Origin of the sequence: Streptomyces daghestanicus (assembly GCF_020521275.1) — a bacterium.
In the GTDB taxonomy this organism is placed as follows: Bacteria; Actinomycetota; Actinomycetes; order Streptomycetales; family Streptomycetaceae; genus Streptomyces; species Streptomyces griseoviridis.
On record NZ_BNDX01000004.1, the window covers coordinates 1 to 7810 of the forward strand.

The 7810-nt window shown below is 70.9% G+C and carries 6 protein-coding genes; 4 read left to right on the forward strand and 2 right to left on the reverse strand.

The features are described from left to right. Positions 1–49 precede the first annotated feature (49 nt). Together Sdagh_RS07040 and Sdagh_RS07045 are read right to left on the reverse strand one after the other, a co-directional pair. The gene (locus Sdagh_RS07040) at positions 50–1474 is read right to left on the reverse strand and encodes a hypothetical protein (protein WP_190076857.1); all 1425 of its coding nucleotides are present in this window, start codon (positions 1472–1474) and stop codon (positions 50–52) included. After that, positions 1468–2076: a hypothetical protein gene (locus Sdagh_RS07045; RefSeq protein ID WP_190076856.1), complete on the reverse strand. Its 609-nt coding sequence runs from the start codon at positions 2074–2076 to the stop codon at positions 1468–1470. The genes Sdagh_RS07040 and Sdagh_RS07045 overlap by 7 nt, the downstream gene beginning before the upstream one ends. Positions 2077–2263: 187 nt before the next feature. Here Sdagh_RS07045 and Sdagh_RS07050 point away from each other — a divergent pair, with 187 nt between their 5' ends. The 4 genes from Sdagh_RS07050 (at position 2264) to Sdagh_RS07065 (ending at position 7746) form a co-directional block, all read left to right on the forward strand. Next, positions 2264–3661: a DNA-binding protein gene (locus tag Sdagh_RS07050; RefSeq protein WP_190076855.1), complete on the forward strand. Its 1398-nt coding sequence runs from the start codon at positions 2264–2266 to the stop codon at positions 3659–3661. 160 nt (positions 3662–3821) lie between these two features. Continuing rightward, complete coding sequence (locus Sdagh_RS07055; protein ID WP_190076854.1) at positions 3822–4580, forward strand: TnsA-like heteromeric transposase endonuclease subunit; 759 nt, start codon at positions 3822–3824, stop codon at positions 4578–4580. Beyond that, on the forward strand, positions 4577–6679 hold the full coding sequence (locus Sdagh_RS07060) for a TnsB C-terminal domain-containing protein (protein ID WP_190076853.1): 2103 nt from the start codon (positions 4577–4579) through the stop codon (positions 6677–6679). The genes Sdagh_RS07055 and Sdagh_RS07060 overlap by 4 nt, the downstream gene beginning before the upstream one ends. Before the next feature lie 80 nt (positions 6680–6759). Then, positions 6760–7746 carry a TniB family NTP-binding protein gene (locus tag Sdagh_RS07065; protein ID WP_226534798.1) on the forward strand — a complete coding sequence of 329 codons (987 nt, stop codon included), beginning with the start codon at positions 6760–6762 and terminating at the stop codon, positions 7744–7746. Positions 7747–7810 lie beyond the last annotated feature (64 nt).

Genomic DNA, 7810 nt, shown 5'->3' on the forward strand with positions numbered 1-7810 from the left:
GCGAGGAGGTAACCTCGCGCCGTGCCTGATGGCCGGGCTGGCGCTGGCCCTATACGTCGTCGAAGCTGGGCTGGCTCCATGGCTGGTCGGGGGGTGGGCCTTGAGCGCCGAGGAGGTGGGTGATCTTCTCGGCTTCATCGCTTGAGAGATCGGAGAGCAGGCGCGTGGTTGTGCCGAGGAGGGCGTCCAGCGGTACCTGGGTACGTGCTCCGCGGGCGCTGGCGATTCCGGTGGCGAACATGCACTGGAGGGTCTCGCCGGAGGGGATGCGGGCTTCGGCTTCGATGACTCCCTCGGCCTGTCCCAGCGCGTCGCTGATGCCGTCGAGTCGGGTGTCGTGGGAGATGTCGTCGCCGGGTCCGCCGTAGCCGACGTGGCGGTCCGTCACGACCATGCGCAGAGAGGTCAGCGGGATGCCGAAGCGGTCGGCCCTGTTCCTCACTTCGTCGAGGCGGGGCAGGTCGTGTTCCTGGCCGGACGGGAGCTGGCGCTGGGATTGGGCGACCAGCACGTGGAAGCGCGGGGTCTGCAGGATCAGCTGGCCGGCCTTCACTGTCCAGCGCCAGGGGCTGATGTCCGCGTCTGCCACGCCGGGCACGATCATGCAGACGCGGCTGGTCCAGAGCCGGATCGCCTCACGCATGAGGTACTGGAGATTTCCGGTGCCTGCAGCCCGGGTGCGCAGCAAGGTAGGGAGGCTGATCATGCGGACGACCCGGTCCCAGAACGCGGTGTCGGTGATGTCCTCGGATTCCAGTAGGTACATCAGGGCTGTCTCGTCGAGATGGCCGACGCCTCGCTGGGGTGCGGGGAAGCTGGCGAGTGTGGATCCGCCGCCTTGCCAGAGCGCGGCGAGGAAGGCTGACATCCGGTCGGCGACGTCGGTGGTCATCTGCGCGGTGAGGGCGTCGACAGCATCGCGGGTGGGAACGTGTTCTCCCGCGCGGGCGGCTTCCGCTCCCTGGACGACCGTATTCAGGAATTCCTCGGTGGCCGGTCTGTCGAGGGTGCCGCGGCCGCCCTCGAGGACGGAGCGGGACACCAGCTGAGGGATGCCGGGAGAGTCGTCGGCCGGCTGGAGTGCGCCGAGCGCGGAAGTGTCGAGGAGGAGCGACGTGCTGGTGCCGGGTAGCGGAGGGAGGTCTCCTCGTTGCCGCGTGGAGGACAGTTGACCGAGGGCGAGAAGCACCGGCCGGTCCGCGCGGGGAAGACGTTGCAGGTCGTCCTCTAGTTCGCGCTGGTCCGATGTGGTGCGCAGGTAGATGAACCGGCGGGGTGTGCGCGGTCGGCTGGGCCATTCCAGAACCATGTCGGGGACGTGGGTGTGGTTGAAGAATTCGGTTTTGGTGACGGTGGCGCCGGGGTCCATGCGGCGCAGGTGCCGGGCGACGATGTCCTTGACCTGGGTGAACATCATCCGGTCGTCGGGCTCGTCCATGGCCTGGGCAATCGACTGTTCGACGAGGTTCACCACGAGCCCTCTCTGCGGGTGAGTTCGGCAGCGACGATGGCTGCCCAGTCCTTGAGCGGCAGGAGGGTTTCCTGCTTGTCCGAGAGGACGATCAGCCACAGGCGTGCGGCAACCGACTGGGCGAGTTCGCTGTCCAAAAGTTTTCGGGCTTCCTCGGGGTTGCTGGTGCCGAGAACGCGACTGCTGTGTTGAAGGACTGCACTCTCCACCTGGTCAGGCGAGTTGAGGGTGGACCAGGAGTTCGCCCGGAACGGTGCCCAAGTGATCCACATGAAGTGGTCGCTGAGATGGTGCTGGGCCTGGGCGGCGACGTAGCATTTGGCGAGAAACTCGTCGAACTGCGTCCCCTGGTCGCTGGGTTGCGCATAGTTCTTGACCTCTGCGCAGAACATGTCGTTCTGGTAAGGATCGCCGCGCATGGCGCCGCCCAGATCGAAGGAGAAGGTCCGACCTCCGTACGGCCAGGCGAGGGTCAGCCGACGGCCGCAGGACTCCGAGTCCGTGTTCGCGTACGCACCGAAGATGCGCATCGTGCCCTCGAGCCACTGCTTGGCTCTTCGAGCTCCCGAGAAGCCCTTCACTTGAGCGTCTTCGCCAACCACCACAGGCGTAGCTTAGTGCGATCGGATCATCACGATGTGCTCGATCGGGCTAATCTCCCGTCACGTTGCGGCCGTCGGCTTCAGAAAGGGGCCGCTGCGGCCCTGAGGAAGTGAGCCAAGGACGGCCGCAGGCCGCAAGGAACTGCCGCGAAGACGCCCCCCTGATCGACGGACACGAGACCGTGGTGAAGTGACCCTTCCCCCCGGCCTTCTGCGAACCGCTCCCCTGAACAGAGAGACGACCTCGTCGCTGATCTGCCGCATCGCCAGCCGCTACGGACTGGAAGCGACGGCGTTGCGGTCCTGCTGGAAGTGGCGCAGCCACAAGCCTCGGCACGACGGCGGAGGCGGGCGGGCGGACGCCGAGGTGCTGTTGAACACGGCGGGGCGGCAGCTCCTGGCAGGCCTGTGCGGCGTGGAGGAGGGTGTGCTGGCGCGGGCGTTGCCGTCCTGGGGGCGGGAGGATGCCCGCCTGCCGGCCGCGGATGCCGGGGAGCCGGCGGCGGCGTGGCGGACCGGCGGTGCGGTCGCCGGGCCGGTAGCGTTCGGCTGTCGTCTGTGCACGGCCCGACGTACGGGGACGGCCGTGCGGGTGGTGCGGTACGCGCCGCGATGGGAGCGGGTGTGTGTCCGGCACGGGCGGTGGCTCCTGGACGCGGACGCCGACCAACCGCTTGAGCACCTCGACCTGCGGGGTCTGCCGGAGGGTGTCGCGGCGCAGCGGCGGTGGGCCGGTGTAGAGCGACGGGCGGTACGGGCCGGGGCCGAGCCAGCGAGGGTGTTCGCCCTGGCGCATGCGGTGGTGGCTCGGTGGTGGGGGCAGGCCCTCCACTGGGAGCAAGAGACCATTTGGCCGCGGCGTCTGCACCAGGTGGCGGGCGGCAACGCCGGAGGGGACCTGGAGCGGTGGCGGATCGTGGGTCGGGACGCGGTTGTCTTCCCCGAGGTGGTGGCCCTCGCCGACGCGCTGCTGGACCCGGACATGGCCGAGCTGGTGTGGGCGGACAGCGGTGCCGGACGCCCGCAGGCGCTGCCTGCCGACGGAATGTTCTGCCGCAGGCTCGGTGAGCTGCTGGGGCGTGCGTGGCTGGGGCCGCTGGCCGCAGCCGACCACGGCGGGCCGCTCATCGCGTGGATGGGCAGCGTCATCCGCCTTCGCCGCGGCGCAGGCGGGGCGCCCGGGTACGACAACGACCCGTGGTGGCTGCGGCAGGAACACCAGAGCTCGACCATGGCCGGCCAGCTGCGGGTGCTGGGCAAGGAGAAGAAAGCGCCCGGTTCGGGGACGATGTGGCGGGCTGCGGTACCCGCCGAGCAGCGCAGGCTGATCACCAGCGCTATCGACAGCACCGAGGAACAGCTGCTGCAGCTGCGCGGGGTACAGACCGGGCCGACCGCCGAGGTCGCCCGGCGGCTGCTGCGCGGCCTCGGTCACAGTGCTGGCCTGATCGAGAACGCCTGGAACCGGACCGCGGTGGCGGCGGTGAACGGCGGGGTGCCCCTGGAAGAGGTGGCCCGGTGGGTGGACATACCCGTCGAGGTGCTCCGGGAGATGCTGACCGCGGGCGGGCAGGAAGACAGCGGCTGAGAGCGACGCGCCGAGGGACGGATCGACTGTTAGCTGATACGGCACTCGTTCGTGGCAGGAATACTGAAAACGGCGGCGTCTGCTGGCGGGAGTGGCTTGGCTGGCGCGGGTGACCAGCACAGGAGCGGCCCGGCCCCGTAGCCGGGCAGGGCGAGCGGGCGTGGACCAGGGCGGCGGGTTCGAGGCGGTGTTCCTCGACCCGGTGGGGCAGGCGGTCCAGCAGCGGTGGGCAGATGCCGCCATGACCGTGGCGTTCGAAGATCTGCCGCCGGTATCGGCGTTCCCGGCCGTGCCGGGGCGGCGCTGGGGGCCGGGCTTGTGGTGGTCGGCGACCACCGGGCGGCACGTGGCCGCGGGATCGAACGCGATGCGCACCCAGCTGATGGTCCTGGACCGCGACCCGGACGTGACAGGCCTGGCGGGGCGGCCCGTGCGGCTGCTCTGGCGTAATCCCCGCGGGCAGGCGCGTTCCTGGGTGCCGCAGCTCTTCGCCCGCCGTGCCGACGGCACCGCGCTGCTCGCCGACTGCCCCGGCCACCCGGACGCCGGCGGCGAACGCGCCCTCAACGCCGCCCATGCGGTAACCGAGGCGTGCGTGCACATCGGCTGGACCTACCGGCGCCTCCCACCGCTCGACGACGTCGCGGCCGCCAACCTGAAATGGCTGGCCGGCTACCGTCACCCCCGCAACGCCGGCCGCCCCGGTCTGGCGACGGCGGTTGCGGAGGCGTTCAGGCGGCCGCGTCCACTGATCGAAGGAACCGAAGCGGTCGGCGACCCGATCGAGGTTCTCCCCTGCGTCTTCCACGCCCTGTGGCACGGGCATTTGACGGCCGGCCTCACGACGCCACTACACGAACGAACCCTCGTCGGCCCGCGGGGCTGGAGCGGCCCGGACGAGACGGGAGGTGCCGGGTGAGCGCGCGGCGCGATGCCCGGCCGGCCGTGAAGCCCGGCGCGCGCGTCCGGTACGGCGGCGTGACGTGGCAGGTCGTTGCCCTGTCGGGGCAGGAGATCCACCTCGTCGGCCCGGACGGCGGTGGTGAGGCCGTGCTCGCCGGGCACCTGTTCGCCGACCCCGGCTTCGCCGTCATCGGCGCCGATACGCCGCAGGCGGCCCCGCAGTGGGGGCTGTTCGAGACCGCCCCCGCCGCGGCGCGTGAGAAGGCGCTGGCCTGGCAGCGGCATGTGCGGGAAGTCGAATGCGGGCTCACCGGCGGGCCCGGCAGCGAAGGAACGGTGCGGCCGCAGTACGACCCGCAGCGGCACACGCTGGCCGAACGCGAGCAGGCCAAATCGGCAGAGCTGACCGCGCTGGGTTTCGGCCGGGTATCGCGCACCACGGTGCAGCGCATGCGCCTGGCCTACCGCAAACAGGGCCTGTGGGGGCTCCTCGACCACCGCACCACCCGCGCCTCCAGCCCCACCGGCCGGGCCGACGAGCGGGTCGTCGCCGCCGTCCGCGAAGCGCTGCGCCGCCGCCGCGGCCGCTCCCGCGGCACCATCAACGGACTGTTCCCGCTCATCCACCAGATCCTCACCGACCGGCACGGCCCCGGCACGGTGCCCGCACCGTCGCAGGCCACGCTCTACCGGCTCGTCACCGCTCTGGCCCGGCCCGGTGAACTGCCCACGGGGCCCGTGCGGCAGGTGCCAGCCAGCGTCGACGGGCCGGCGTTCACCCCCGCCACGGCACTGCGGCCCGGCGAGCAGGTCCAGATCGACACCACCCGCCTGGACGTCCTCGCCCTCTTCGACGACGGCCGCCTGGCCCGCCCGGAGCTCACCATCGCCGTCGACGTCGCCACCCGCGCCATCCTCGCCGCCGTGCTGTGCCCGCGCGCGACCAAAGCCGTCGACGCGGCCCTGCTGCTCGCCGAGATGGCCGTACCCCACCCCGCCCGGCCGACCTGGCCGGACATCCTGCGCATGGACCACGCCCCCCAACTCCCCCACCAGCGGCTGGCCACGCTGGACGAGCGCCTGGCCGGGGCTGCGGCCCGGCCCGTCGTCCTGCCCGAGACGATCGTCGTCGACCGCGGCAGAGTCTTCGTCTCCACCGCGTTCACCGCCGCCTGCGAACACCTCGGCATCAGCGTCCAGCCCGCCCCGCCCCACGCCCCCACCGCCAAAGGCATCGTCGAGCGGACCTTCGGCACCATCAACCACCTGTTCTGCCAGCACCTGCCCGGCTACACCGGCTCCGACGTCACCCGCCGCGGCCCCGACACCGAGAAAGACGCCTGCTACAGCGTCCCCCAGCTCCAGGACCTCCTCGACGAATGGCTGGTGCACTACCACCACCGGCCCCACGAAGGCCTGCGCCACCCGCTGATGCCGAAGAAGGCCCTCACCCCGAACCAGATGTGGGCCGCGCTCGTCGCCGTCGCCGGACACGTCCCCGTCCCGCTCACCGGCCACGACTACCTCGAACTGCTCCCGGTGCGCTGGCAGGCCATCACCCCCGCCGGCATCACCATCCACCACCGCACCTACGACGCCGATCTCCTCGCCCCCTACCGCGGCCAAACCTCCCCCGTCGCCGGCCGGGGCGGGAAATGGGAAATCCACTACAACCCCCACGACGTCCGCCAGATCTGGGTACGCCTCACCGACGGCGGGCTGACCGAAATCCCCTGGATCCACCGCGACCACGTCCACCAGCCGTTCAACGACCACACCTGGCAGCACATCCGAACCCACGCCCAGCACAGCAACCACGACGACACCCAGCAACACGAAGCGGCCCTGGCCGACGCCCTCGACCAGCTCATGCGCCGCGTGACCAGCGGCCACGCCACCACCGCCGAGCAAGCCCTCCTCGCCCGCGCCACAATGCCGGTCCCCGCCGCCCGGCACCCGCACCACGGCACCGCACCCGCCGCCGGCGAGCCCGCACCACACGACGAGGACGACAGCATCGACGACCTCGACGACCTCCCCGACGACGGCACCCGCCCCGCCGCGGCCACCGGATTCGGGCTCTACGACGCCCACAAGGAAGCCGAAAAGTGGTGAACACCCGCCCCGCAGCGCACCAACCACCCAGCGCACCCGCCGATGCGGACAGCAACGCCACGGCCGAGTTGTCCTGGCCCCTGACCACCTGGCAGGGCTGGCACCACTTCGCCACCACCGCCCCCGTCTCCCCGCCCCAGCCCGGCGACCCGCCCCGCAGCACCGACGAACGCCTCGCCTACCACTCCGCGTTCGTCACCATCCGCACCCCCGCCATCAGCCAGCTCACCACCCAGGTCCGCACCCTGATGATCCTCGGCCGCCACCAGCAGACCACCGCACGGCCCTCCCTCATCGTCACCGGCCCCGCCGCCGCCGGGAAAACCACCGCCCTGCTCAACGTCGGCCGCGCCTGCCACCTCGCCCACACCCGCAAGAACCCGCCCCCGCCCGGATCAGCCCACGCCACAGCACCCGTCGCCTACGTCCTCGTCCCGCCCGGCGCCACCGCGAAAACCCTCATCACCGAGTTCGCCCGCTACCTCGGCATCCCCGTCACCACCCGCATGACCCAGACCCAGATCACCGACGCCGTCTGCCACACCTACACCCACGCCGGCGTCCAGCTCGTCCTCATCGATGAGATCCACCGCCTCAACCCCCGCACCACCACCGGCGCCCAGACCGCCGACCTCCTCAAAGACCTCACCGAACGCCTGGCCGCCACCTTCGTCTACGCCGGCATCAACGTCACCGACACACCCCTGTTCAGCGGCACCCGCGGCGCCCAGCTCGCCGGACGGGCCACCCTCATCACCTGCGGCCCCCTCCCCGCCCGACACGGCACCCACCGCCCCTTCCGCGACGTCATCACCGACATCGAAAACGCCCTCGACCTCCACCACCACAAACCCGGCACCCTCCCCCGCCACGCCCCCTACCTCCACCAGCGCACCGCCGGCCGCATCGGATCCCTCACCAGACTCATCCGCCAAGCCGCCATCACCGCCATCCACGACGGCACCGAACGCATCACCAAAACCACCCTCGACGCGGTACAACTCGACCACCTCGCCGAACTACACAACCGCCCCACCCCAGCCGCTAACCCCAACCCAACCAACTAGGAAAAACAGTTCTGACCAGCACAAACACAAACCGAGCCATTACACGCTAGAACTACCTACAACC